Source organism: Pyxidicoccus sp. M15, assembly GCF_056858435.1.
Genome location: NZ_CM166495.1, coordinates 5795141 through 5820566, shown reverse-complemented (window position 1 = coordinate 5820566; position 25426 = coordinate 5795141). Strand labels below are relative to the sequence as shown.

Here is a 25426-nt window from a genome sequence, read left to right as displayed (position 1 = left end):
GAATTCCTCAGGCAGTTTCTACTTCTTGGATTGCCTGATTATGGGGCCAGCCTTTTAAAAGTTGCATACGCAGACGCACAAAGGTTCGACCCGATGCGGCATGTGGAAATCCACCAGCCAGCGCGGGCCATGAAGAGAGGAAATGAGCGGACCCGGGGTGTTGGCGTTTGGGACCAGGCGTGAGGGGCTTCGCTCCCGGTCGCCATGGATGTCGCTCGCCGTGAGGTGGGTCGCCCAGCACCCACCAGCGCCCTTCAGGGCTTGAAGCCTGGGGGCGGGTCACCTGAATGCCCTACTCCGCCCAACCCGCCGCTTCGCTCGCCGTCGCCCTCGCCAACCGGGCGGCCGCCGCCGGGTCCACCCGCGCCGTGACGAGCACGCCAATCACCGCGCCCAGCAGCAGCTCCACGCGGCGGGCCACCGTCTTCCGCGGCAGCGTCCCCGCCCGCGCGGCCCCCTCCAGCGCCCGCGTCAGGTGTCCCTGCAACAGGGCGCGGTAGTCCTCCACGGCCTGGTGCGCGGCCTCGTCGTGCGGCGCCAGCTCCGTGGCGGTGTTGACGAGCAGGCACCCCCGCCGCGTCAGGGCCGGCGGCGCGGTCCCCATCGTCGTCGCGAGCGCTTCGAAGTAGGTCGTCACCTGCTCCAGCCCGGGCGTGCCCGTGGCGAAGACACCCAGCCGGGGCGTGATGACCTCCCGCAGGTACAGCGCGACCGCCCGCGAGAACAACCCCCGCTTGCTCTCGAACGCCTGGTACAGGCTGGAGCGGCTCAGCCCCGTCGCCGCCTCCAGGTCCGCCAGCGACGTGGCCTCGTAGCCTTTGGACCAGAACACCCCCAGCGCCGCACGCACCGCCACCGTCTCGTCGAACTCACGCGTGCGCGCCACGGCACCCTCCTTGACAATTGTGAACCGAACGTTCCAATATCGATTCGGAACTGATTGGTCCAGAATAGCCGCAACTCGGGAGGGGAGTCACCATGTCGCTGTTGGCCCAGGTCTTCGCGCTCATCGCCGCCGCCATCCATGTGCTGTTCTTCGTGATGGAGAGCATCGTCTTCTCGCAGCCGAAGGTGTGGCGGCGCTTCGGGCTGAAGTCGCAGGCGGACGCGGACGTGATGCGGCCGATGGCGCTCAACCAGGGCTTCTACAACCTGTTCCTCGCGCTGGGCGTCTTCGTGGGCGTGGCGCTCACGTACACCGGCGCGGCTGTCTCGGGCGTGGCGGCCGTCGTCTTCGGCTGCGCGTGCATGGTGCTGGCGGCCCTGGTGCTGGTGGCGTCCAATCGCCGCTTCTTCACCGCGAGCCTCGTCCAGGGCGCCCTGCCGCTGCTGGCGCTCCTTCTCATCGCCTTTTAGTCCTGGAAACGTTGCCCTCGGGTCCACAGCTCCAGCGCAGCTGTTGCTCTCGGTTCTACACGTGACGAGGTGCCTTCCTCTGGGCGCACCCTGGCCTCGATGTTGCTCAGTCCCCCCTGAGCCGAAGCCACCTGCAACCTCGACCTGCCGGACACGTATGACCGCTCACACCCCTGATGCAGCCGCCCCGCCGGAGCTGGAATCCGCTGTTCGCATCCGCGCGCACAAGCAGTTCTTCCGCCGGACCCTGCAGGCCTTCCAGGAACAGGATGCCGACTTCCAGCCCCGTCCGGGGATGCTGAGCGTGGTGGGCCACGTCCACCACGTCACCGCGGGGTTGGAGCTGTTCCTCGCGGGCGTCTTCCCGGCCATGGAGCGCTTCAAGGGGCGGGAGTGGAAGAGCTACCGGGGCGAGGGCCAGGCCTGGCTCGGGCTGGGCCCGGGCTTCACCAGCATGGAGTGGACGAAGGTCTCCAACGAGAACCTGTCCGGTGGAAGCGACACGGAGAGCCCGCTGGCCTTCGCGCTCCACGCCTTCGACGAGACGATGGCCCTGGCCGCGGAGCTGTATGGCCAGCTCTCCCGGGAGGAGCTGCTGCTGCCGCTCCCGGAGAACCCCATCCGCCTCAGGACGCCGCAGGAGGCGCTGGAGATCATGATCGACCACACGGCGCACCACCGCGGCGCCCTCGCGCAGTACGCGCGCCTGCTCGACCGGGAGCCCAAGATTCCCTACTTCGAGATGAGCGAGGCCATGCACGAGGCCCAGCTCCTCGCGGGCGGACACGCGCCCTGACCGGGGCGGCCCCCCGGAGGGCCCTGTCCTTGACGCGAACGAGGGGCGCCCTGCGACAGCGCCCCTCGTTCCTGCCACCGGAATCAGGCGTGGCGACTACGGGCTGAGGGAGAAGCTTCCTGCCCAGGCGCCGTAGGACAACGTGGTGATGCCGTTACGGGTCGTGCCCGTGTAGCTGCCCTGTCCCGGCCGGATGGTGACGACCACCGTCCCGCCCGTGGAGGGAATCGCACCGGCATGCACCGCGGCCGCGCAGACATTCGAGTCGTCGGTATAGATGTCCGTCCCCCACACGGCTCCCGCGCTCACCGACGCGCAGCTGCACCGGACCTGCGTCCCGTTCTGCCCGCGGTACGACGTGAAATTGTAGTTGGAGCAGCTGCTCGGAAGGGGCGTCGTGCCGGTGAGGGAGAAGCTCCCTCCCCAGGCGCCGTAGGACAACGTGGTGATGCCGTTACGGGTCGTCCCCGTGTAGCTGCCCTGCCCCGGCTGGATGGTGACGACCACCGTCCCACCGCTGGAGGGAATCGCACCGGCGTGCACCGCGGCGGCGCAGACGCTCGAGTCGTCGGTGTAGAGGTCCGTCCCCCACACGGTCCCCGTGCTCCCCGCCGCGCAGCTGCACTGGACCTGCGTCCCGTTCTGCCCGCGGTAGGTCGTGAAGTTGTAGCTGGAGCAGCTCGCGACCGAACCGCCGCCCGGGTAGAGGGCGTCCAGCGCGGTGATGTCGGAGCTGGTCCACTCGCCGGTCTCGGTCGACCGGAAGCAGGAGTTCATGACCGAACCGCCCACGACGGCCGTGGTCGGCGTCCCGGGGATGTGGATGGCGCCCACGCCGGCATCTCCCTCGTCGCCGCCGGCGCCGCAGCTGATGGACCGGTTGTAGTAGTCCGTGTGGCGGAAGCCGATGGCGTGGCCCAGCTCGTGGGCGATGACGTGCTCGTTCACGTCGACGCTGTAGCTCTGCAGGCCGGTGCCGATGTTGATGATGCCGTAGGGCAGGCCGCCCGAGGGGAAGCCCGCGGAGCCGCCGGTGCCGGACGTGGTCTGCGCGGTGATGTTCGCGGTGCAGCCGGTGGTCGGGCCGCGCGCGAAGGTGATGCGCAGACCCCGCTCATTGTAGTTGGCGATGGCCAGGTCGAGCCCCTGGCTCAGGGCGGTATAGGTGTTGAACGTGGAGGTGGGGTTGACGCAGATCTTCGTCACGCTCGAGCCGACGAGGTTGGTCGTGCGGTACTGCTCGGCGCTCTCCGCGGGGACCTGGAGCATCTCGCGAGACGCCTCGAGGGTGACGTGAGCGTCGCGGCCCACGTACACGGCACCGTCGGCGACCATGATGTCATCGGCCGGAAAACCGGCCTCGATCAGGTTGGAGACGATCTCCTGGTTCTCGGCTTCCGGGTCGACACCGCAACCGACGAGGGTGACACCGACCAGCAACGCCATGGACAGCTTGCGCATGGGGCTTCCTTTTCGAGGAACGACAGGGTGTAGGCGCTGCTGTCCCTGGGAGGGCCAGCCGCGCCCACCCGCCCCTATACCTGAGCAATCCCCCGACCAATCAGTAAAACACGAAATATTAGCTTTCTCTTATATTCAAGCAAACGTAGACGAGTCATCTTGGTGGGCGACGCCTGACCGGCCGTCGCGCCGGGCCCCTCGTCGTTTCCAGGTCCACCCGTGGCCACTGGAGCCCGAGGGGAGTGCGATTGTTGGGGTCAGGGGCCCGGGCTAGAAACCTCCGAAGCATCAGGAGGAGTCCATGTCGAGTCGAGTCGTCTCCCGAAGGTCGTTGCTCCAGGGTGCGTTGGCGGCGGTGGCCTTCAACCCCATGAGCCGCAGCTGGGCCTCCACGCTGGAAGCGAGCGCGGTGCCCCTCCCGCCGCTGGACGGCGAGCTGCTGATGGACGCGGCGTCGCGGACCGCCGCGGCGGACGATTTCGGCCACATCATCCACCGCACGCCGTGGGCCGTGCTCGTCCCCGGCTCGGTGAAGGACATCGTGGCCATGGTCCGCTTCGCGCGGCGCCAGGGCCTGAGGATTGCCGCCGCTCGGGGGCTCGGTGAGAGCCACAGCACCTTCGGCCAGTCCATGGTGCCGGCGGGCATCGTCATCGACATGTCCACGCTGTCCACCATCCACGAGGTTTGCGAGGACAGCGCCTGGGTGGATGCGGGCGTCCGGTGGCACGAGCTGCTGCAGGCCTCGCTGCCCTCCGGCAAGAGCCCCCCGGTGCTCACCGACTACATCGAGCTGAGCATCGGTGGCTCTCTGTCGGCGGGAGGCATTGGCGGACAGGCGTTCCGCCACGGCCTCCAGGTGGACAACGTGCTGGAGCTGGACGTCGTCACGGGCCGGGGTGAGCTCGTGCGGTGCTCGCGCTGGCGGGAGCGGCCCCTGTTCGACGCCGTGCGCTCGGGGCTGGGGCAGTTCGGCATCATCGTGCGCGCCCGCGTGCGGCTCGTCGACGTGCCGCCCCGCGCCCGGACGTACACCGCCCTGTACAACGACCTCCACCGCTTCATGGAGGACCAGCGGCGGCTCATCGAGGACGGCCGCTTCGACTACGTCGAGGGCTCCGCGGTCGCCTCCAACGGGGGCTGGGCGTATCAGCTCGAGGTGGTGAAGTACTTCACCCCGGGCTCGGAGCCGAACGATGAGCGGCTGCTCGCGGGGCTGGGCTTCCTGCCCGGGACGCTCCAGGCGAACGACGGCAGCTACTTCGACTTCGCCAACCGGCTCGCGCCGCTCATCGAGCTGCTCAAGCAGCTCGGCATCTGGGGCTTCCCCCACCCGTGGCTGGACATGTTCGTCCCCGCCCGGGCCGCGGAGGCCTTCGTCCAGGAGGTCCTCGCGCAGACCACAGTGGAGGACATGGGCCAGGGGCCCATCCTCCTCTACCCCTTCCGCTCCGCCGAGCTGACCACGCCCTTCCTGCGCACGCCCACGGACCGGCACGTCTTCCTCTTCTCGCTGCTGCGCACCGCCATTCCCCCGACGCCGGAGAACGTGGCGTCCCTGCTGCAGAAGAACCGCGCCATCTTCGACCGGCTCACCGCCATTGGCGGGAAGATCTACCCCGTCGACGCCGTGCCCTTGAGCCCCGCCGACTGGCGCCGCCACTTCCACCCCTACTGGGAGCGCTTCGAGCACGCGAAGCGGCGCTACGACCCGGACCGCATCCTCACGCCGGGACAGGGTATTTTCTGACCTTGCCGGTTAGTCTTGGATTGTTTGTCTCCGCCGGTGAGATGTCCTAGAAAACCCTGTCGTCCGCTTCAGGACCCAAAGGGGAGACAACCATGTTCAAGAAGGCGGCAGTCTTCGTGGTGAGCTGTGGCGCGTTGCTGGCCGGCTGCGACACCGACCCGCAGCTCGAGAACGAGGAGATCATCTCCAACCTGGTCGAGGCCGGGTTTCGGGCCGACGACATCCAGGTCTCCGAGGGTGCCGTGTACGTGGGGCGAGATGGCCACGTCACCCTCGAGGCGTCCCGGGAGATGCTCCAGAGCAGCGAGGGGAGCGAGGAGCAGTACCGCACGACCAACATCGTCGGTGTCCCCCTCATCCGGAAGATCTGCGTCAACCCCACGTCCGCGTTCAACAGCTACTCGCGGCTGAGCCAGGGGCTGGATATGGCGCTCGCCAACTACAACGCCCTGGGACTCTGCTTCTCCATGGCGCGGGGGCCGACCACCGGCTGTGACGCGAACATCACCGCGCAGACCACGTCCGGCACCGGCGGCTCCGCGGGCTTCCCCTCGGGCGGCGTGCCCTACGGCGTCATCAATATCGGCACCGGGCTGAACGCCTACAGCGTGGACGTGGTCGAGCACGTCATCACCCACGAGCTGGGCCACGCGCTCGGACTCCGCCACTCGGACTACTACAACCGGGCCATCAGCTGCGGCTCTGGCGGCAGCGAGGGAACCGCTGGCGTGGGCGCCATCCTCATCCCCGGGACGCCGAGCACGGCCACGGTGGGAGGGTCCATCATGAACTCCTGCTTCCGGTCGACCGAAAGCGGCGAGTTCAGCAACAGCGACATCCTGGCGCTGAAGTACCTCTACAGCTGCTGAGCACAGGCGGCTGAAGGAGACCGGCTCCATTTCGAATAGCACCTCCCTCAATGCACCGCGGGAGGCCCTGGCGGGCCGCGTCCATGCGGCGGGCCCGCCGCCTCGGCCTGAAGCGCCAGGAAGCTCCGCACCGCCGCGCCCACCGTCGGATGGAGGTTCTCCCGTCCCATCCGCTCCGCCAGCCCCGTGCGCCGCAGCATCCGCCGCATCGGCGCCCGGGCCTCGGCGATGCCCAGCACCACGCCCTCCTCCTCGAACTCCCTCCGCAGCTTCTCCAGCCCCTCGGCCGCGGTGACGTCCAGGTCGAACACGGCGGACGCATCCAGCACGAACCACCGCACCGGCGCGCGTGCCCCCGATACCAGGGCCCGCGCCTCCTCCCTCAGGTGCCGCGCGTTCGCGAAGAAGATGGGCGCGTCGAACCGGTACACCACGAGCCCCGGAACCGTCTCCGCGTCCTCGTGCCGCTTGATGTCGTGGTAGCCCGGCACCCCTTCCCTCGTCCCCAGCACCGCGTCGTGCGGCCGGGCCGCCCGGCGGATGAGGTCTACCAGCGCCAGCGCCACCGCCACGAGGATGCCCTGGAGGATGCCCAGCACCAGCACCCCCACCATCGTCACCACCGCGAGCGCCGCCTCCACGGGCCGGACGCGCCACAGGTCCACGATGGACCGCACATCCATCAGGTACACGGCGGCCACCACGACGATGGCCCCCAGCGTCACCATGGGGAGGTTGCGCAGCAGCGGCGTCAGGAACAGCGCGAAGACGAGCACCACCCCCGCCGCCATCACCCCCACCCACTGCGTCCGTCCCCCCATGGACGCATTCACCGCCGTGCGGGAGTCACTGCCCGTGACGGGGAAGCCCTGCGTGAAGGCGGTGGCCAGATTCGCCGCGGCCTGACCGATGAACTCCTGATGCGCGTCCAGCCGGTAGCGGAACCTGTCCGCGTAGATGCGTCCGGTGAGCACCGAGCCGGCGTAGTTGACGAGCGCCAGGCTGAAGGCCGCCGGCAGCAGCGCGCGCACGTCCTCGAACTGGACGGACGGCAGCGCGAAGCCGGGCGGCGTCGCGGACAGCTCGCCCACCACCTTGATGCCGCCGTGCGCCAGCTGGAACAGCTGACCCGCCACCGTGGTCAGGACCACCAGGATGAGCGGACCGGGGGCTTTCGGCAGGAAGCGCCGCAGCAGCACCAGCAACCCGATGATGCCCAGGCCGAGCCACAGCGTGGGCAGGTGGGCCCGCTGCACGTTCGCTCCCACCTCGTACACCTGACCGGCGAAGTCGTCCGCCTTGCGCTCCAGCCCGAAGAGCCTCGCCAGCTGGCTGCCGATGATGATCAGCGCCGCGCCGTTGGTGTAGCCGACGAGGATGGGCCGGGACAGGAAGTCCGCGAGCGCGCCCGCCTTCAGCAGTCCACCCAGGAGGCTCAGCACGCCCACCATCAGCGCGAGCAGCGCCACCAGTGACGCCTGGCGCGCGGAGTCCGCCCCCGCCGCCAACGGGGCGATGGCCGCCGCGGTGAGGATGGCCGCCCCCGCTTCGGGCCCGACGATGAGGTGCCGCGAGGGCCCGAACAGCGCGTAGGCCAGCATGCCCGCGATGCCCGCGTAGAGCCCCGCCGCCGGGCGCACCCCGGCAATCTGCGCGTAGGCGAGCCCCTGGGGGATGAGCATCGCGCCAATGGTGAGCGCGGACAGCGCGTCCGCCTGGAACACGCGGCCCGAATAGCCCTGCGCCAGCCGCAGCCCGGGCACCCCGCGCTTCGCCGCCTGCCACACCGCCGCCGCCGAGAACTTCATCGCCTCTCACTCCTCTCGCAGCCGGAACCGCGGGTGCACCCGGGGGAGCGTGCTCGCCGACCCGCGGCCCCTACCGCCCAGGAGACGCGTCGGTGTACGTCGTCGAGCAACGCCGGCACACCGCGTGGTGTGTCCCTGCCCTACCGCGCGGGAGCCGCCAGCACCTGCTGGCGGGCCATCGCCGTGCGGAAGCGCTCCTCGAGCGAGAGGAATCCGTGCCACAGCCTGGGTTGCCGGAAAGCTAGGCCGCCCGCGACTCCGGGCCAGTGCCCCGCGGGAGTGGCCCCCACAAGCTTCAGGACGCTTGCACCGGCGTGGCGACCCAGGCCCGTGGTGCATCGAGCAGGGCCGAGAAGGTGCCCCGGAGGATGAAAGGGAGGTGCGGGCCGCGACGAACGACCCCGCTCCCCGTCCAGTGGCGACCGGGGAAGGGCCCTCCCACGTTGGAAGCCCATGAAACCGATGACCGTGGGGCTGCTCCTGCTGCTGAGCGCGGCACTTCCTGCAAACACGTCCGCCGCTGAAAGCCCCCCCGTTGCTAAAGCGCCCGACTGCCATACCGCCGACACGCGGCAGCTGGGCGGACATACGTTCCAGTTTCCCATCCTCCAGCAGAGCGCCTTCGTGACCACGAACGTGGGCCTCCGGGAGGGCGTCGCTCGCTACGACGTGCCGGACCTGCCCATCGGCAGCGTGGGCACGACGGACGTGCTGCTCACGGGTGTCCAGCAGACGCTGGACCTGGGCTTCGCCCTCACGGACTGGCTGGGCGTGGCGGGCTTCGCGCGAGGCACCATCATCACCGGTGCCAACGCGCGCTCCCTGCTGGTGGACGGCGCGTCGGTGGAGCTGATCGGCCAGGCGGGCGCCATCGTGCGCGTGTGGCACAACGAGCGCAGCGGGACGCAGGTCTCCGTGCGCGGCAACTTCGGCTACCAGAACGGCAAGGAGGTCACCGTCCTCCCGCTGGTCACCAGCATCCTGGACTCGCCGGGGCTGACGCTCGAGCAGCTGGTCCTGGGCAGTCTGGGCCGGTTCCTCCTCGTGCCCGCGACGGAGACCTCGGTGAACGGCGGCGCGTACCTGGCCCAGGCCTTCAGCCGGACGTTCTCACTCCAGGCCTCCGCGCAGGGCGAGTACGCGTGGCGAGAGCGCAATCCCTTCGACTCGGAGCTCGGCGACCGCCTCACCCAGAAGACCCATGCGGCGCGCGTCAACCTGGGGGCCGCGCTCACCGCGGACTTCGCGCCCCATGGAGTCCCCGTGGCCATCATGGGTGAGTACCTGTTCACCACCGGAGAGGAGAGCGAGGCGCGCCTGCCCGACAGGACGTTGAAGGCGAGCACCGTCGCGCTCGGGCTCTACTACTCCGGCCGGCCCAACCTGCAGGTCGGCCTGGGCGCCGTGACGACGCTGAATGCCGCACCCCGCATCGGAATCGACGCGGACGGCAACGCGCTCGAGTCCGACACGCCCACGCTCAGCTACGGCCAGTTCATCCTCCGCTACATCTGGTGAGCCCCGGCGTGTCAGCCCCCGAGCCGTGCCACAGCGAGCCGCCGATGCCCGCGCCGCATGACAGCGCGGCGCGCGCACCTCCCCCGCCCCGCGCGCGCTGGCCGCGGTGGCTGCGCGTGCTCGCCTGGGGGCTGGGCGCGGTGCTGCTCCTGGAGGGGCTGCTCAACCTCGCGCTCAACACGCCGCTCGTCCCGGCGCTCGTCCACCGCGTCGCGCCGCGCACGCAGCTGGGCTGGAGCCGGGCCTGGTGGCCGTGGCCGGGCCGGTTCCAGGCCCACGGCTTCTTCGTGGAGCAGCGCGGCACGCACGTGCGCTGGCACATCGAAGCGGACGAGGTGGAGACGCAGCTGTCCCTGGCCGCCCTGTTCCGCCGCCAGGTCGAGGCCGAGGGGGGCCGGGCCCTGGGTGTGCGCGCGCGGGTGGACCCGCTGCCGCCCGGGGAGCGCACGCCACCGAGGCCCCTCACGCCCCACCCGTGGCAGGTGAGGCTGCGCGACCTGGAGGTCCGGGACGCGCGCGAGCTGGCCTTCGGCACCACGCGCTATGTCGGGCCCGCGGACGCGCGGGGCACCGTGCACCTCGTCGCCGGCCAGCGGCTCACGGTGGACGCCGGGCAGGTCCACCTGGAGCGCGGCTTCGTGGAGGTCCAGGAGCAGCGGGTCGCGCGGCTGCACGTGCTGTCCACCCACTTCTCGCTCGAGGCCACCCGGAGGAGCCCCGAAGAGGGCTGGGACGTCCTGGGAGGCCTGAGCGGGCGGCTCCGGGCCAGGGCGGACCTGTCCTCCCTGGACTGGCTCGAGCCGCACCTGTCCCCGCACGCGCAGGTGGGGCTCCATGGCGGCGCCGGCACGCTGGCCGTGGAGCTGGGCGTCCAGCAGGGCCGGCTGGAGCCGGGCAGTCGCGTGGAGGCCCACGGCGCACCGCTGCGCCTGCGGCTCGGGCCCGCGCACGTGCGGACGTCCTGGCACGTCGGCGGCACCGTGGAGGCGGACGCAGGCGCCGCGCCGCGCGGCCGGCTGCAGCTCACGCTCTCCTCCGTCCGGGTGGAGGGCCTTCATGCGCGGCTGCTGGAGCTGCCCGAGGTGGCGCTCGCCTTCCATGCGGAGCCGCGCCTGGGGCTCCCGGTGCCGGACATCCAGCAGGAGCTGCGCGTGGCGCCCAGCAAGCCGGTGGACCTGCGGATGCTCAACACCTGGACGGGGAAGACGTTCCGCGTGGACTCCGGCAGCGTCACGGTGAAGGCCGCGGGCCATGGTGAGTCCGAGCACGAGCAGAGGGCGATGCACCTCACCCTGGGCACCGACCTCGTCGAGGCACGAACGGGTGACGACCGGTGGCTCGGGCGGGCGTACGCGGAGCTCGACACGCGGCGGCTCGCGCTGCACGGCAGGGCCCTGGGGCTGGATGGGACGACGCTGCGGCTGAGCCAGGTGTCCGCGGACCTGGACGCCGCGAAGGTGCGCGGCTGGAGCGGCACCTTCACCCTCCCCCGCGCCACGCTGAGGCTGTCGCCTCCGGAGCTGGAGGCGCGGTTCTCCTCCCGCTTCGCCACCGCGGACCCCATCGTCGCGGTGCTCACCGGGCACAAGAAGCTGCACCGCTTCCTCACCCCGCTGCTGTCGGCCCGGGACCTCGAGGTCTCCGGACGGGTACAGGTGGGCGCCGCGGGCATCCAGGTGCGGGAGCTGCGCATCAAGGACGAGAACCTCGAGCTCGAGGGCCGGATGGACCTGTCCCGCGGTGCCACCCACGCCCTGGTGCTGGCGACGATGGACGGCATCACCGGCGCCGTGGAGGTGACGTCCGGGAACACCCGCGTCCAGCTCGGGAATGCCCGGCGCTGGTACGAGGACCGGCTGGCGAAGCCGTCGCCCTGACACACCCGGGCCCCGCCAGGACCACGGCTTCGTCCACTTCCAGTCCACGCCCCACCCCCGAGGACCGGTGCCTTCGTCCTCCGGTGCGTCCAGGTTGCCTCCGGCGGAGCGTGCGTCCACCGACGCCATCCCCCGAGGAGCCAGGCATGAGCATGGACATGAGCAGCGAGGCCGCGAGGCGGATGGAGCCGGAGCCCTCGCCTGTCTCCGAGCCTCCGCCGGGCGAAGCGCCCTTCCCGGACATGACGTGGGTGCCGGGCGGGACGTACTGGATGGGCTCGGACCACCACTATCCCGAGGAGGCTCCCGCCCACCAGGTGACGGTCTCCGGCTTCTGGATGGACCGCTTCACGGTGACGAACATGCAGTTCGCCCACTTCGTGGACGCCACGCGCTACGTCACCGTGGCCGAGCGCCCGCTGAACCCCGCGGACTACCCCGGCGCCCTCCCGGAGCTGCTGGTGCCCGGCTCGCTCGTCTTCCGGAAGGCCGCGGGCCGCGTCGACCTGCGGGACCTCTCGCGCTGGTGGGCCTACGTGCCGGGCGCGAGCTGGCGGCACCCGGAGGGGCCCGGCAGCAACCTCAAGGGACGCGGCAAGCACCCCGTGGTGCACATCGCCTTCGAGGACGCGGAGGCCTATGCCACCTGGGCCGGCAAGGCGCTGCCGTCAGAGGCCGAGTGGGAGCGCGCCGCGCGCGGCGGGCTGGAGCGCCAGGAGTACTGCTGGGGAGACGAGTTCACCCCCGGCGGCAAGCACCTGGCCAACACCTGGCAGGGCGAGTTCCCCTGGCAGAACCTGCGCGAGGACGGCCACGAGGGCACCTGCGCCGTGGGCAGCTTCCCGCCCAACGGCTACGGCCTGCACGAGATGGCCGGCAACGTGTGGGAGTGGACCACGGACTGGTTCCAGTCACGCCACACGGGCAACAAGGGCAAGGCCTGCTGCATCCCCGTCAACCCGCGCGGGCCCGCCCACGCAAACGGCAGCAAGGACCCCGGCATGCCCCAGGTGAACATCCCCCGCCGCGTGCTCAAGGGCGGCAGCTACCTGTGCGCGCCCAACTACTGCCTGCGCTACCGCCCGGCGGCGCGCTCGCCCCAGGCCGTGGAGAGCGGCTCCAGCCACATCGGCTTCCGCTGCATCGTGCGCCCCGCGGGCCGTTGATGACGGGCGGCGTCAGGTGGGCACGCTGCCCGGAGGCACCCGGTCCGCCCGCTCCCGCCGCTTCATCCAGAGCTTGTAGGGAATCAGCGCGAGCAGGCGGACCAGGATCAAGGCGCCCACCACCGCCGCCACCTCCAGCGCCCGCATGCGTGGGTAGCTCTGGATGATGATGGTCATCGTCAGCGCCGGGTGGGCCAGCGCGGCGGCCAGCGCCACGGCCTTGCGGTCCTCGGGCCGCGGTCCGCCCGCCTGGTGTCCCAGGAAGTCCGCGATGGACACGAGCAGCACCAGCGCCAGGATGGTGGTCACCCCGAGCTCCATCAACCGCGGCCCCGCCAGGACGATGACGACCCCCGCGACCGCCAGCAGGAGCACGTTGAACACGCGGTCGACCCACACGGCCAGCACCGGCGCCACGCGCGGGAAGAAGTAGTTGACGGCCATGCCCGCCAACAGCGGCGGGAGGAGCTTCACGAGCAGCGTGCGCAGCACCAGCCCGGGAGTGGCCTGGAGCTGGAACCCCGTCACGCGGCTCAGCACGTTGACCCAGAGCGGCACGGTGACGATGGCGCACAGGGCCAGCAGCAGCAGCAGGTTGAGCGACGTCGTCGCACTGGCCTTCAGCGACTTCGCCTGGTTCACCTGCAGGGGCGCACCGGGACAGATGGCCGTGAGCATGATGGCGGCCGCCGCCACCGGGGGCAGCCTGAGCAGCCGCACCAGCACGTACGCCACCAGCGGCACCACCACCAGCACCACGGCCAGGGCCCGCGCGTAGAGCCCCGGGCGCTGGCGCACGTGCCGGAAATCTCCCAGGCGCCGCATCAGCCCGGCGGAGAACATGGCCAGCAAGATGACGTTGGACAGCACGAAGATGATGACGGTCCTCAGCATGGCCCCTCCCCTTTCAGGGCAGCCCTTCGTGGATCTGCTTGAGGACCGCGAGGAACTCCCGGTCCATGATCAGCAGGATGGCCAGCGGCGCGAGCGCCGCGGCGAGCAGGCCCGTCAGCGAGCGCGGCTCGAACGGGAACAGCCGCATCTTCCGGGCAGTGGCGAAGGAGCTTCCCAGGTCGGTCAGGGAGGAGAAGTCGGGCGCGCCCAGCACCTCCGTGCTGACGTCGTCGCGAAACCACTTGCGCTCGAACCGCCGCGAGTGCCAGGCCGCGAGCGCGGAGAACCGCATGTCTCCCCGCCGCTTGGCCTTCACGAGCTGGGGGGTGAAGAACCCCAGCGGCGCATAGACGGCGAGCGCCAGGAGCCCTCCGAGCACCACCTGGGGAATGGCGTAGGTCAGCGGATCCATCACGACGCCGTGGGGCTGGAGCCTCCACTGGTGCGCCGCCAGCCCCGCGGACAGCGCGAACACCACCGGCGCGAAGCTGGACTGGCTGATGGCCAGGAAGCCCAGGCCGCCCGACATGTCCGGATGCGTGGGCACCAGCGCGAGCGGCAGCCGCGAGACGCGGAACAGGAAGCGGGCCCACACGACGGCGCGCCACACCCACCGCAGCGCCAGGAACCGGACCAGGGGCTGGCTCACGGTCATGTACCACCAGCCCGCCGGGGAGGGCGCGCCCCCCGCCTCGTTGAACATCCATTCCCGGGATTGCTCATGCGGTGTCACGAGCACGAGCGCGAAGGCGGCAAGCAGCAGGCAGGCCTCGGCGAGGCTGCTGTCCCGCCAGCGCATCGCCGCGCGGGCGGCATCCTCCAAGGCGGACCGGCTTCCCACTCCCACCAGGTGTGAGACGCGGAGCTGGCGCGCGGCCCGGGAGGTGTGATTGTCGACATAGGGCTCGGCCGCGATGAGCACCGTCAGCGCCACCAGCAACTGGGCATGGACCTGCATCTCCGAGAACAGGGCGTGCAGCGCCGCGCGGCCTTGAGCCAGCGCGAGGAAGGGGATGGGCAGCCAGGTCAGGAAGATGAAGGCGAGCATGCACCGGCGCCTGTCGGCACGGTTGGGCTGGACGAGATGGAGCTTGCTCTCGCACTTGAACAGCGGCCCGCCCCGCACGATGGAGAAGTCGGTGGATGGGGAGGACTTGTCCATGGTTGGAGGCATCCAGGCAGTCACGGGGGCACCAGCCCCACGGGCCGGCCACGGGCGGGCCTGCGCGGGCGCCCGCCACTCCAGGGTGTGCCCGAGCCCCGGCATTGACAATCCAGGCGGCCAGAGGGGCGCCGCGCCTCCGGTGCGCACGGGACGGACGGGACGGGAGGCCCTCCATCCGGGGGCTCGCGTGCTCCCGCCCGGGAACGATGACAGCCCCTCCGTCCGGGCAGAGCTTCACGGCATCCGCGGAGGGCGGCCCATGACGCCCGGCCGGCTCCGCTCCGGGAGGTCCCCATGCGTGACACCGTCCCCCCCTCGCCCCCTGCCGACGAGGACCGGGCCGTGGCCTTCCTGCTCGACCTCGCGCGGGCGCTCCACCTCGCCTACCTCCCCGCCCAGGTGCTGGAGTCGCTCATGAAGGGGGCCGCACGAGGCCTGGGGCTTCGCCTGGAGCTCTTCACGCTCCAGAGCTTCGTGGCGACGGAAATCACCTCGGGTGAGCGGCGGCGCGTGGACATCGAGCGCCTGCCCTTCAACCCCCACTGGAACCTCCGACGGACGTCCGGGTTGCTCCTGCTCACCCGCTCGCTGGCGGCCGGACGGCTCACGCTATCGGAGGCGCGCGCCGAGCTGGACCGCATCGTCCAGCAGCCCTCGGCCTACCCGCACTGGCTCGTGTTCCTCGCCTATGGCGTGTACAGCGCGGTCGTCGCCGCCCGCGTGGGCGGCGCGTGGTGGGAGATGGCCGCGGCGGCTCTCATCGGCATCGTGGCGGGCGTCATCCACTTCGGCACGCTCAAGTCGATGCGCATCGACCTGCAGAAGAGCTTCCTCGCCGCGTTCCTCGGGACGCTGATGGTCTGCGGCCTCACCTGGCTCCTGCCGCCCTTCGACCTGGCCCGGGCCCTGTTCGGCGGGGCGACGCTGCTCATCCCCGCCATGGTGGTGACGCTGGGGGCGGACGAGCTGGTCAGCGAGTCCGTCGAGGCGGGGATGACACGCCTCACCTACGGCCTGCTGCGCTTCGTGCTGGTGGGCGTGGGCATCACCGCCGCGGCCCGGCTCTGGAGCTTCTTCCTCCCGATTCCCGCCTACCTCCCGGCGAACGCGCTGCCCGAGCCCGTGGTGCTGGGCCTCGTCGCGCTGGGCGGCGTGGCGCTGACGGTCTGCATGGGAGGCCGGCAGCGCGAGCTGCCGTGGATTGTCGGCGCGGTGCTGCTGGCCTTCGGGACCCAGGAGCTGACGAAGCTCTTCGTCGGAGGACGCGGCAGCCCGCTCGTGTCCGCCTTCGTGCTGGGCGTCGCCGGGCTCCTGTATGCCCGGCTCCCGGGAAGGACGGCGACGACCCTCATCATGCCCGGGCTGCTCCAGCTGGCCCCCGGCTTCATCGGCACCCAGGTCATCCTGGCGCTGCTCCACCCGAGGGCCTCCTCCTCCGGAGCCAGCTTCTTCGAGGTGCTCCTGGTGTCGGCGCAGCTCGTCATGGGCCTGGTGTTCGCCTTCGCCGTCGCCCAGCCCCGGGGCCGCGCCCTCACGCAGAAGGCGCCGACGTGAGCGGGCTCAGCGCTCCTCGCCGAAGACGCGCTTCCAGTCGTCGCGCATGCTGACCACGCTCCAGCCGCCCTCCTTCGCCGCGCGAAGGGAGGCGCCGTCCTTCTCCTGGTAGGCGAACTCCCTGTCCGCGTCGTCATGGTTGATGAGGAGCTGGAAGGAGGGCCCGCGCCGCTGCGCGGAGGCCCCCAGCATGGCGATGTCCCCGCCATTGCGGACATTGCCCGCGACGAACACCGGGGACCTGCCGATGTGCAGCGCGTTGCCCACCGGCTTGCCCTCCTTGTCGTTGAGGTGGTCCGGACGGGGCTCGCGCCACAACACGTAGCGGCCGCCGCGCTTCTCGTACTTCTCCTCCAGGCTGCTGCCGATGACGCGCTCGGGAGGAATGCCATACACCTCCTCGGAGAAGACGCGCATGAAGTCGATGCCCCCGCCCGAGCTGATCCACGTCTGGAAGCCGTGGTCGCGCAGGTACTGGAGCAATTCGAGCATCGGCTGGTAGGCGAGCTGCGTGTAGGGCACGCCGAGCTTCGGGTGCCGCGCCGTCTTCAGGAACTGGCGCACCTCGGCCTGGAACTGCTCCGGCGTCATGTTCGCATGGGTGGCGGCGAGCAGCTCCATCAGCGCCTTCTCGCCCCCCTCCACCAGGGCGTCCACGTCCCCTTCCAGCACGGCCTTGTAGGGCTGCCGCTGCCGGAGCGCGGGGTCCTTCGCGGCCAGCGCCTTGACGCGCTCCACCAGGAAGACGCCCTGGACCACCGGCTTCTCCTGCCACAGGGTGCCGTCGTTGTCGAAGACGGCGATGCGCTCCGCCTCCGGGAGGAAGTCCGGGCTGCCCTCCGTCGTCACTCGGGCGACGAAGCCGAGGATGGCCTGCTTCACCGGCCCGTCGTTCCATGACGGCAGCGGGTCCGCCGTTGCCGCCCGCGCGTGGACGGCGGCCGGGAATACCAACCCCAGCACCAGCACCAGGGCAACGGGAAGGGTGTGACGGCGGGAATGCGGCGCCATGGGGCACCTCCTTCGCCACACGCTGAGACCGCTGGACGCACTTCGCAACGCAAGCGTCACACCCGGGAAGGGCTCCGCCAGCCATGCGCCACCCCGCATGGCACGCAGCGTCTTGACCCTCGTCCCTCGGCAACCGTACCGTGATTACAGCTCTTCCATTTCTCTCTGGAACAATCCCATGCATGTCTCTGAAAGCAGTCCTGGCGCCCTGGGCGTCCTCGCCCGGGTGTGGCTGGGCCTCGCGCTGTCGGCCTGTGGCGTCGCACCGGAGCCGTCAGCGGCGCCCGTGGACCAGCAGCGCGCGGCGGTGCTGCCCACGAACGGCGTGTGCCCCGGCCTGGACGGGGGAGCGCTCACCATCCCCCACCACTACTGCCACGTGCGGATTGCGCAGCTCGCCTACTACGGCGTCCCGGTGGATGCGTACATGGACGACCAGCTCCAGAACGACGTGGACCTGGTCGTGGCCAATGACCCCGCCGTCCGCGCGCACATCGACACCCTGGCGCCGGACACGCCGCAGCTCGTCTATTCGAATGCGAGCAACCTGTATGGCAACTGGAATGGCAACTCGCTGGGCAACGGCGGGCTGCTGGTCCACTGGCTCAACTACGCGGACGCGTACGTGGCGGCGCCGGAGAATCGCGAGAGCGGCTTCTTCCACTGCGACTCCACGCTGCTGAACACCTCCAACAACAAGTACGGCTGCCAGTTCAGCGCGGTGGGCCAGTCCACGGTGCCCGTCTCGCGCTTCTGGCAGGTGAAGACGGGGCCGCTCACGGGCAGCGCGGGCTTCACGGACTACACGGCGGCGGCGCACGCGACGGGCACCGTGCCCCTCGCCACGGCGGGCAACGCGCTCTACATCGGGCACACGGACAAGTTCCGCCAGGTCATCGTCACCGTGTCCACCGCGGCGAGCGGCTGGACGTACCAGTGGCAGTACTGGAACGGCACCGCCTGGGCGGCGCTCACCGTCTCCGAGCCCGCGGGCACGTGGACGACGACGGGCACCTCGCGCGTCCTCGCCTTCCACCCGCCGAGCGACTGGAAGGCCACGGCCATCGCCGGGGCCGGCTTCGGGGACCGCTTCTTCTACGTCCGCGTCCAGACGACGGCCGGCACGCCCCCGGTGGCGGAGAACATCTCGAGCGAGGACTTCGTCTTCACCAACGGCACCATCGTCACCGTCCCCTCCTTCGACGGCGCGGCGGACACCAACGGCGACGGCTACCTCAACGACACCGAGTGGGCGAGCCGCTCCGTGGGCAGGGACGCGCGGCTCAAGTGGTGGAGCCGCATGTTCTCCACCTACGGCCAGATGCGCTACGCGACCAACCCCGGCTCCTACGCCTTCCGGCTCTGGTCCGCCTGGTACCACCGCAACTGGCTGCCCACCAACGCGCAGGCGGACGCGGTGTTCATGGACAACTCGGGGGCCACGGACCCCTACCCCAACTGGCCCAAGGCGGGCGCGTCCTTCCCGTTCCCCACCCTGGAGTGCGCCGTCCCGTGCACCGGCACGGCATGCCTCTGCAACAACTACGGCACGGACTACGGCAAGCTCATCCAGAAGGTGGACGAGCAGTACCTCACGTCGTCGGCCTTCACCGTCCTCAACACCTCCGGCTACATCGCGGGCCCCAACGCGGCGCTCGCGCAGGTGCAGAAGGGCATCACCTACGAGGAGAAGTACCCGCGGCCCGTGCAGTTCATGGCCAACAAGTGGAAGGAGGCCCTCCAGCTGACGAAGGAGCGGGCCAGCGTGACGCCCCGCCCGCACGTCATCTACGACGTGCTCGTGGCGCCGCCCACCACCGAGGCGTACTGCAAGACGTGTGGCACCGGCACGGGCTGCCCCACCGCCTGCGCGTCGTCGTACCCCGCGGGCCTGGGCGGCGTGACGGACACGCGGACGCTGATGGCCGTCCTCGCCGCGCACTACACGCTGCAGGACCCGGAGCTGTCCTTCCTCAACGTCAATGGTGGCGCCGCCCCGGCCTCCTCGTGGCAGTACCACTTCATCCCCGCGTGGCGGTACGACATCGGCACGCCGGACGTGGACCAGCTCACGTGGTTGACGCAGGCGCTGAACGACACGGCGAGCAACGACGCCGTCATCGTGGGCAATGACCCCTCGCCGTACAACAACTGGGATGCGTCCGGCTGCGGCGTGAAGACGCCCGCGAAGTACCGGCTCTACAAGCGCGTGTACACGAAGGGCACGACGAAGGTCATCGTGCTCTTCAAGTCGCTCTCGTACCACTCGGTCTGCACCGGCTTCAACGGCGACTACAAGCAGACACACGTGGGCCCGACGACGGCCACGACGTTCACCTGGGGCAGCCCGCTGCCGTCCACGTGCCGCAAGCTCAAGCCCGACGGCACGGTGGACACGGTGAGCATCAGCGGCACCACCGGCGTGCCCATTGAAAACGCCGAGGGCGTCATCCTCGTCTGCCCCTGAGCCCCTACTTCTTCTTGCCCTTGGGGAACAGGAACGCGAGCTGGAGGCGCAGCTGCCAGTCGGCGCTGCCCTCCGGGCGGACGGCGTTGTAGTACGCGCTCACCGAGCCGTTCAGGGCCTGCCCGCCCACCTTGAAGACCTTGCCGGCGCCCGCACCGAACGGGATGACCCACGCGTCCTCGTCCGCCTCCCAGTTGGCGGTGAGGATGGGCGCCGACGTCACGTACCAGCCCTCGGGCAGGTTGCAGGTGATGAAGTATTGCAGGAGCAGCTGGTTCACCGACGCCCGGTCCTCGCTCCCGAAGACGGACCACACGTTGTTCACCAGCACGCCCAGGGACCACGGCTCGGGCTGGACGAGAACCACCGCGGAGGGACCGACGGACCACTTCCCCGTGCCGAGCACGTCATCCGTGGCCGTGGGCAGCAGCAGCGCCGGCCCCACGCCCCAGATGAGCTTCCCGGGCTTCGCGGGCGCGAGGAAGAACGTGGCGGACGTGTCCCCCAGCCCGAACGTCCCCCCGCTGTCCGCCGACACGTCCGGCTGGTACACGACGGGCAGGATGGTGCGGATGATGAGGTTCCAGTCCAGCGTCAGCGACAGCGGCACCACGGGCTGGATGTTGAGGGTGTTGCGCGTCCGGTCGGACGGGCCGATGCCGAAGTCCACATTGTCCTGAAACGGCACGCTGATGAGGTTGGCGACGGGGTTCTGGACGGCCTTCGCCAGGTCCTGCTCGGAAGCCGCCCCGCCCTCGCCTGCTGGACGCTCCTGGGCGGGCGGCGCCTCGGGGGCCTGCGCGCGCGCGGCCGGAGCACATGCCAGCACGCCCACCCCGCCCAGCCACGCGCAGCTGCGCCGCCATCCCGAGCCCATCACGCCCTCCCCCACCCAGAAGCGTAAAGCTGGAAGGCGCGCCCAGCCCCGCCCATGGCCCCCAAGTCGTACGCCGCCGGGCGCCGTCCCACACCCGCTCGCGGCAGCGCAGCCCACGCCCCCTGCCAGGACTGCCCCGCGCCGGCGCCGGCATGTCCGGGACGTGCGCCCGCCTGCCCCACCCTGGCGTCCGGGGGGCTCGGGAAAGCCACGGTCCGCCCTCCCGCCCCCGCAGGGTTTGCGTCACGGGAGCGCCATCCCCACCTCTAGTTTCATTCACGACTCTTCGCGCCCACCCCATGGCATCAGCCACCCGGTTGCGTGTCGAGCCCTCGCGGAGTGAAGCCCCCATGGCCCAGTCGAAGCAGAAGAGCCCCCGGAACTGGCTGCTCGACCTTGCGTTCTACGTCTTCCCCGCGCAGCAGCTCGTGGCCCGCTTCCTGTCGAGCTTCAAGGAGTTCCCCCCGCGCCAGCGGCCCGCCAGCTTCTCGGTGGACCAGGTCGTGGAGAAGCTGGAGCAGTCACCCACCGCCACGCACTGACTCGCGGCCCCGGAGAGCCCCACCATGCCCCCCACTCCCGCGAAGCCCGCGGCCTCGTGGCTCGCGCGCGCCGTGCCCTTCGCCGCGACGGTGCGCGGCTACCGTCCCGCGTGGCTGAAGCGGGACCTGGTGGGCGCCCTCACCGTCACGGCCCTCCTCATCCCGGAGGGCATGGCCTACGCGGAGCTGGCGGGCCTGCCGCCGACGGCCGCCTTCTATGCCGCCCCGGCGGGCCTGGTGCTCTACGCCCTGTTCGGCAGCTCGCGCCAGCTCATCGTGGCCGTGTCCGCCGCGGTGGCGGTGCTCTCCGCCGCCACCGTGGGCGCCCTGGCGCAGGCGGGCTCGCCCCGCTTCGTCGTCCTCACCGCGGCGCTGGCGCTGATGGCGGGGCTCATCTCGCTGCTCGCGGGCGTGCTGCGGCTGGGGCGCATCGCCCAGTTCTTCTCCGCCTCCGTCCTCACCGGCTTCGTCTTCGGCCTGGCGCTCATCATCGCCATCAAGCAGGTGCCCAAGCTCTTCGGAATCGAAGGCGGCGAGGGCAACTTCTTCGAGCGGGTGTGGTTCCTCGGCACGCACCTGGGCGGCACGCACGGGGTCACGCTCCTCGTCGGGGCCGGCAGCCTGCTGGCGCTGCTGGGATTGGAGCGGGTGTCGAAGCGGCTCCCGGCGGCCCTGGTGGTGCTCGCGGTGTCCATCGGGGTGACGGCGCTGCTCGGGCTGGACGCGCGCGGCGTGGACGTGGTGGGCAAGGTGCAGGCGGGGCTCGCCGCGCCGCGCCTGCCGGACGTGGGCCTTCGCGACCTGCTGGGCCTGCTGCCCGGGGCCTGCGGAATCGCCCTGGTGGCCTTCGCCGAGGCCATCGGCCCCGCGCGCATGCTGGCGGGCCGCCACGGCTACGAGGTCAACGCCAACCGGGAGCTGGTGGGCCTGGGCGCCGCGAACCTGGGGGCCGGGCTCTTCCAGGGCTTCTCCATCGGCTGCAGCCTGTCCAAGTCCGCGGCCAATGATGCCGCCGGGGCCCGCACGGAGGTGTCCGCGATGCTGGCCGCGGGCCTCACGCTGCTCGTCGCCCTGTTCCTCACGCCCCTCTTCCGCCTGCTGCCCGAGGCCACGCTGGGCGCCATCGTGGTGGTGGCCGTCTCGGGGATGATGGACGTGCGGGAGATGCGGCGGCTGTACCGGATGCGGCGGGCCGACTTCATCGGGGCGGCGGTGGCGCTCGTCGGAGTGCTCGCCCTGGACGTGCTGCCGGGGCTGCTGGTGGCGGTGGGCCTGTCGCTCTTCCTCACCGTGTACCGCGCCAGCGTGCCCCGCCTGAGCGAGCTGGGCCGCACGCCGGGCACTCTCGCCTTCAGTGACTTGCGGCACTCGCCGCGCCCGCTGACGGTGCCGGGCATGCTCATCCTCCGACCCAACGAAGGCATCTTCTTCGCCAACGCCACGTCCCTGCGGGACGAAATCATCGACCGGCTGGAGCGTGCCCCCCGCCGACCCCAGGCCGTGCTGCTGGACCTGGAGGTGACCGCGGACCTGGATGTGCCCGGCACCGACATGCTGGCCGACCTGCACGGCGCGCTATCGCAGCGGGGCGTCACGCTGATGCTGGCGCGAGTCATGTCCCCCACACGGCGGATGCTGGACCGCACCGGGGTGACGGCGAAGGTGGGCGCGGCGCACGTCTACGCCCAGGTGCTGGAGGCGGTGGTGGAGCACCTGTCCCATGCGCCGGCGATGACGCCCGAGGAGCAGGAGCTGCTGCGCGACGGCATGCACCGGCTGCGCGCCCTGGTGGAGGAGGCCGGCTCCACGCTCGATGAACACGAGGCGACGGACCGCCAGCGACTCCAGGCCCTGGGCCAGCGCCTGGGACAGGCCGAGTCCTCGCTGGAGGGGCCGGGAAGCGCGCCGCACTGAAGCGCCCTGCTCACGCGCGCTTCCAGGCGCGGACCCCCAGCGCCACCAGGATGAGCCCTCCCACGAGCCCCAGGGCCACCAATGCGAGCAGCCACAGGAAGACGCGGTCCACCAGGTGTCCCGCCCGGTCGAAGGCGAGGTCCACCCAGCCGCGCGCCAGCCCGTCCATCTGCTGGAGTGCCGCCACACGCTCGGCGTGCAGGGCGGCCACCACCGCGGCACGCTCCTGCCCCACCCCCGTCATGACGGCCTGCCGCTCACCGGAGATGAAGTCCTGGAGCGAGCGCCGCTCCATGTCCAGCGCCTCCAGCACCGCCGCGCGCTCCCGGGCCACCAGCGCGGGGGTGTTCGCGGCCACGCCCGCCAGGCGGTCGAGGATGTCCACCGTCCGCGCCAGCTCGGACATGGCGGACTGGAGCGCGGGGGCATTCATGGCATCGGCGGCCACCAGCTCCGCCTGCCAGCGGGCCTGGCGCGGGAGGCTGGCGGCGTAGAGGTCGACCCGCGCGGTGAGGTCGCGCGTGTCCTCCAGGAGGCCTGCCGCCCGCCCCCGTAGGCCCCCGCCCGAAGCCGCCGTCACGGAGGCCAGCAGGGGCGCGGTGGACTCGCGCGCGACGAGCGCCCCCACCAGCGGGTGCTCGGCGGCCCACGCGTGCACCCGCGCCCGCGCGGAGGACACGTCCTCGTTGCCGGTGATTTCCCGCCACACCGCCTCCACCTGGGACTCCATGTCACCCAGCGAGCGCTGGGCCTTGGCCAGCAGCTCCGGTGAGGCGCCCGCCGCGGTCTTCGGCAGCGCGTCCTGGAGCTGGGCCAGCAGCGCCCACGCATCCACCAGCGCGGCCACCGGGTCCGGCTGGAAGAGCGCGCCCTGCATGGTGGGCACCGCGTTCGCCTTGAACGTGAGCATCGCCCGCGCCGTCTCGGGCGAGCCCGAGTGCGCGGCGATTTCATCCGCCGCCACCTCCAGCAGGCCGGAGAAGCGCCGGGCCAGGTCGCGCACACGGACGCGCAGCGCGCTCACGTCCAGGTCCGAGCGCCCCACGCGCTCGGCCAGCTCCGAGCGGGGCGGATTCAGCGTGGCGCACGCCGGGAGCAGTGCCACGAGCACCACCGCCACCATCCGAGACCAGGGGGGAAGAACCGGAGACATGCGCCCGGCGCAAGCTGCGCATGTCCGCCCGCCCCGCCGAGCCTCCCCCGGAGCGGGCGGCGCGTCGTGGTCCGGACAGTCGCGCCGCCTCGAGAACACAGGCCTTGCCTGTCCAGGCAGTCCCCCCGAAGCGCCTCGGCATGGGTAGCTGCGACCCCAGGGTATGTGACTGAATTCGAGACACCCCCCGCCCGGCCCTGGGAGGTTCGCCCCCCGAGAGCAAAGCCCCTATACGGGCAACCCCTGACGCCTCCGGTCGTCACGCTTCTTTACGTCAACGCCCCCCAGAGCCTGGAGTGTCAGCGCTCCAGGCAATTCTCGGGTGCTCGTAATTCAAGCGGGTTACGGGTTGGTCCGGTCTTTGCTCAGGGGTGGGGCACGCTGTCCGCGGCTGATGGGACGGTCCGGCGGCATAACCCCCGACGCAGAGGAAACAACATGTTCAAGAAGGCGGCAGTCATCGCGATGAGCTGTGGTGCGTTGCTGGCGGGCTGCGGTGCTGACCTGGAGAGCGAGAACGACGAGATCGTCTCCAACCTCGTCCAGGCCGGCTTTCCGGAGGACGACATCATGGTCGTCGACGGTGCCGTGTACGTGGGGCGCGACGCGCATGTGAGCCTGGAGGCGTCCCGCGAGATGATCCAGTCCAGCAAGGAGAGCGCGGAGCAGTACCGGACGACCAACCTCATCAACACCAGCGCCGTGACGTTGATCTGCGTCAATTCCACGGCCCAGTTCGACAGGTACGCCAACCTCAGCGCGGGTCTGGACCTGGCCATCGAGAACTACAACCAGCGCAACCTCGCCATCCGGTTCGTGCGCGGCCCGGCCACCGGTTGCACCGCGACCATCACCGCGAAGACCGCGGGCGGCACCGGCGGCTCCGCGGGCTTCCCCTCGGGCGGCCTGCCCTACGGGACCATCAACATCGGCACCGGGCTCAACAAGTACAGCGTTGACGTGAACGAGCACGTCATCACCCACGAGCTGGGCCACTGCATCGGCTTCCGCCACACGGACTACTACAACCGGTCCATCAGCTGCGGCGGCAGCGCCTCCAACGAGGGCGACGCCGGCATTGGCGCCATCCTCATCCCCGGCACGCCGAGCACGGCCGTCCTGGGCGGGTCCGTCATGAACTCCTGCTTCCGGTCGAGCGAGAGCGGCGAGTGGAGCAGCTCGGACATCACCGCGCTGGACTACCTCTACTGAGAGCTGGCGCGACAGCCCCCGGGTCTGTTCATGACT

General features: G+C 70.8%; 20 protein-coding genes. 12 read left to right on the top strand and 8 right to left on the bottom strand.

The window, feature by feature from the left end; all coding sequences use genetic code 11:
* Positions 1 to 292: 292 nt before the first annotated feature.
* Complete coding sequence (locus ACX9TP_RS22005; protein ID WP_482981686.1) at positions 293 to 886, bottom strand: TetR/AcrR family transcriptional regulator; 594 nt, start codon at positions 884 to 886, stop codon at positions 293 to 295.
* A 92-nt stretch (positions 887 to 978) separates the two neighbouring features.
* Between ACX9TP_RS22005 and ACX9TP_RS22000 the strand changes: the two genes are divergently transcribed.
* A complete protein-coding gene (locus ACX9TP_RS22000; protein WP_482981685.1) occupies positions 979 to 1356 on the top strand; it encodes a DUF1304 domain-containing protein in 378 nt (125 codons plus the stop codon).
* Positions 1357 to 1513: 157 nt separating this feature from the next.
* Positions 1514 to 2152, top strand: coding sequence for a DinB family protein (locus ACX9TP_RS21995; RefSeq protein WP_482981684.1), 639 nt, complete (start codon positions 1514 to 1516; stop codon positions 2150 to 2152).
* A gap of 96 nt (positions 2153 to 2248) precedes the next feature.
* Here ACX9TP_RS21995 and ACX9TP_RS21990 read toward each other — a convergent pair whose 3' ends face one another.
* Positions 2249 to 3613, bottom strand: coding sequence for a M57 family metalloprotease (locus ACX9TP_RS21990; protein WP_482981683.1), 1365 nt, complete (start codon positions 3611 to 3613; stop codon positions 2249 to 2251).
* A gap of 301 nt (positions 3614 to 3914) precedes the next feature.
* On the opposite strand from ACX9TP_RS21990, the gene ACX9TP_RS21985 reads away from it, so the two are divergent.
* Positions 3915 to 5363 (top strand): FAD-binding protein, encoded by a 1449-nt coding sequence (locus ACX9TP_RS21985; RefSeq protein WP_482981682.1) that lies wholly within the window; start codon positions 3915 to 3917, stop codon positions 5361 to 5363.
* A gap of 92 nt (positions 5364 to 5455) precedes the next feature.
* On the top strand, positions 5456 to 6232 hold the full coding sequence (locus tag ACX9TP_RS21980; protein WP_482981681.1) for a zinc-dependent metalloprotease: 777 nt from the start codon (positions 5456 to 5458) through the stop codon (positions 6230 to 6232).
* A 47-nt stretch (positions 6233 to 6279) separates the two neighbouring features.
* On the opposite strand, the gene ACX9TP_RS21975 is transcribed toward ACX9TP_RS21980, so the two are convergent.
* The gene (locus tag ACX9TP_RS21975) at positions 6280 to 8040 is read right to left on the bottom strand and encodes a SulP family inorganic anion transporter (protein ID WP_482981680.1); all 1761 of its coding nucleotides are present in this window, start codon (positions 8038 to 8040) and stop codon (positions 6280 to 6282) included.
* Between the two features lie 624 nt (positions 8041 to 8664).
* Between ACX9TP_RS21975 and ACX9TP_RS21970 the strand changes: the two genes are divergently transcribed.
* The 3 genes from ACX9TP_RS21970 (at position 8665) to ACX9TP_RS21960 (ending at position 12601) form a co-directional block, all read left to right on the top strand.
* Complete coding sequence (locus tag ACX9TP_RS21970; RefSeq protein ID WP_482981679.1) at positions 8665 to 9558, top strand: hypothetical protein; 894 nt, start codon at positions 8665 to 8667, stop codon at positions 9556 to 9558.
* Between the two features lie 8 nt (positions 9559 to 9566).
* The gene (locus tag ACX9TP_RS21965; protein WP_482981678.1) at positions 9567 to 11435 is read left to right on the top strand and encodes a hypothetical protein; all 1869 of its coding nucleotides are present in this window, start codon (positions 9567 to 9569) and stop codon (positions 11433 to 11435) included.
* Between the two features lie 146 nt (positions 11436 to 11581).
* Positions 11582 to 12601, top strand: coding sequence for a formylglycine-generating enzyme family protein (locus ACX9TP_RS21960; RefSeq protein ID WP_482981677.1), 1020 nt, complete (start codon positions 11582 to 11584; stop codon positions 12599 to 12601).
* 12 nt (positions 12602 to 12613) lie between these two features.
* Here ACX9TP_RS21960 and ACX9TP_RS21955 read toward each other — a convergent pair whose 3' ends face one another.
* On the bottom strand, positions 12614 to 13495 hold the full coding sequence (locus tag ACX9TP_RS21955; protein ID WP_482981676.1) for a hypothetical protein: 882 nt from the start codon (positions 13493 to 13495) through the stop codon (positions 12614 to 12616).
* 13 nt (positions 13496 to 13508) lie between these two features.
* Positions 13509 to 14657, bottom strand: coding sequence for a hypothetical protein (locus ACX9TP_RS21950; RefSeq protein ID WP_482981675.1), 1149 nt, complete (start codon positions 14655 to 14657; stop codon positions 13509 to 13511).
* A 297-nt stretch (positions 14658 to 14954) separates the two neighbouring features.
* Here ACX9TP_RS21950 and ACX9TP_RS21945 point away from each other — a divergent pair, with 297 nt between their 5' ends.
* A complete protein-coding gene (locus ACX9TP_RS21945) occupies positions 14955 to 16214 on the top strand; it encodes a threonine/serine exporter family protein (RefSeq protein WP_482981674.1) in 1260 nt (419 codons plus the stop codon).
* Between the two features lie 6 nt (positions 16215 to 16220).
* On the opposite strand, the gene ACX9TP_RS21940 is transcribed toward ACX9TP_RS21945, so the two are convergent.
* A complete protein-coding gene (locus tag ACX9TP_RS21940; RefSeq protein WP_482981673.1) occupies positions 16221 to 17225 on the bottom strand; it encodes an HAD family hydrolase in 1005 nt (334 codons plus the stop codon).
* A 178-nt stretch (positions 17226 to 17403) separates the two neighbouring features.
* Here ACX9TP_RS21940 and ACX9TP_RS21935 point away from each other — a divergent pair, with 178 nt between their 5' ends.
* On the top strand, positions 17404 to 19692 hold the full coding sequence (locus ACX9TP_RS21935) for a hypothetical protein (protein WP_482981672.1): 2289 nt from the start codon (positions 17404 to 17406) through the stop codon (positions 19690 to 19692).
* Between the two features lie 4 nt (positions 19693 to 19696).
* Here the strand turns inward: ACX9TP_RS21935 and ACX9TP_RS21930 are convergent, their stop codons facing one another.
* Entirely contained in the window at positions 19697 to 20569 is an 873-nt protein-coding gene (locus ACX9TP_RS21930; RefSeq protein WP_482981671.1) for a neuromedin U, read from the bottom strand.
* A 350-nt stretch (positions 20570 to 20919) separates the two neighbouring features.
* Between ACX9TP_RS21930 and ACX9TP_RS21925 the strand changes: the two genes are divergently transcribed.
* A complete protein-coding gene (locus ACX9TP_RS21925) occupies positions 20920 to 21111 on the top strand; it encodes a hypothetical protein (protein ID WP_482981670.1) in 192 nt (63 codons plus the stop codon).
* Between the two features lie 24 nt (positions 21112 to 21135).
* Positions 21136 to 23025: a SulP family inorganic anion transporter gene (locus ACX9TP_RS21920; protein ID WP_482981669.1), complete on the top strand. Its 1890-nt coding sequence runs from the start codon at positions 21136 to 21138 to the stop codon at positions 23023 to 23025.
* Between the two features lie 10 nt (positions 23026 to 23035).
* On the opposite strand, the gene ACX9TP_RS21915 is transcribed toward ACX9TP_RS21920, so the two are convergent.
* Positions 23036 to 24178: a chemotaxis protein gene (locus ACX9TP_RS21915; protein WP_482981668.1), complete on the bottom strand. Its 1143-nt coding sequence runs from the start codon at positions 24176 to 24178 to the stop codon at positions 23036 to 23038.
* A 438-nt stretch (positions 24179 to 24616) separates the two neighbouring features.
* Between ACX9TP_RS21915 and ACX9TP_RS21910 the strand changes: the two genes are divergently transcribed.
* Positions 24617 to 25390, top strand: coding sequence for a zinc-dependent metalloprotease (locus ACX9TP_RS21910; RefSeq protein WP_482981667.1), 774 nt, complete (start codon positions 24617 to 24619; stop codon positions 25388 to 25390).
* Positions 25391 to 25426: the final 36 nt, after the last annotated feature.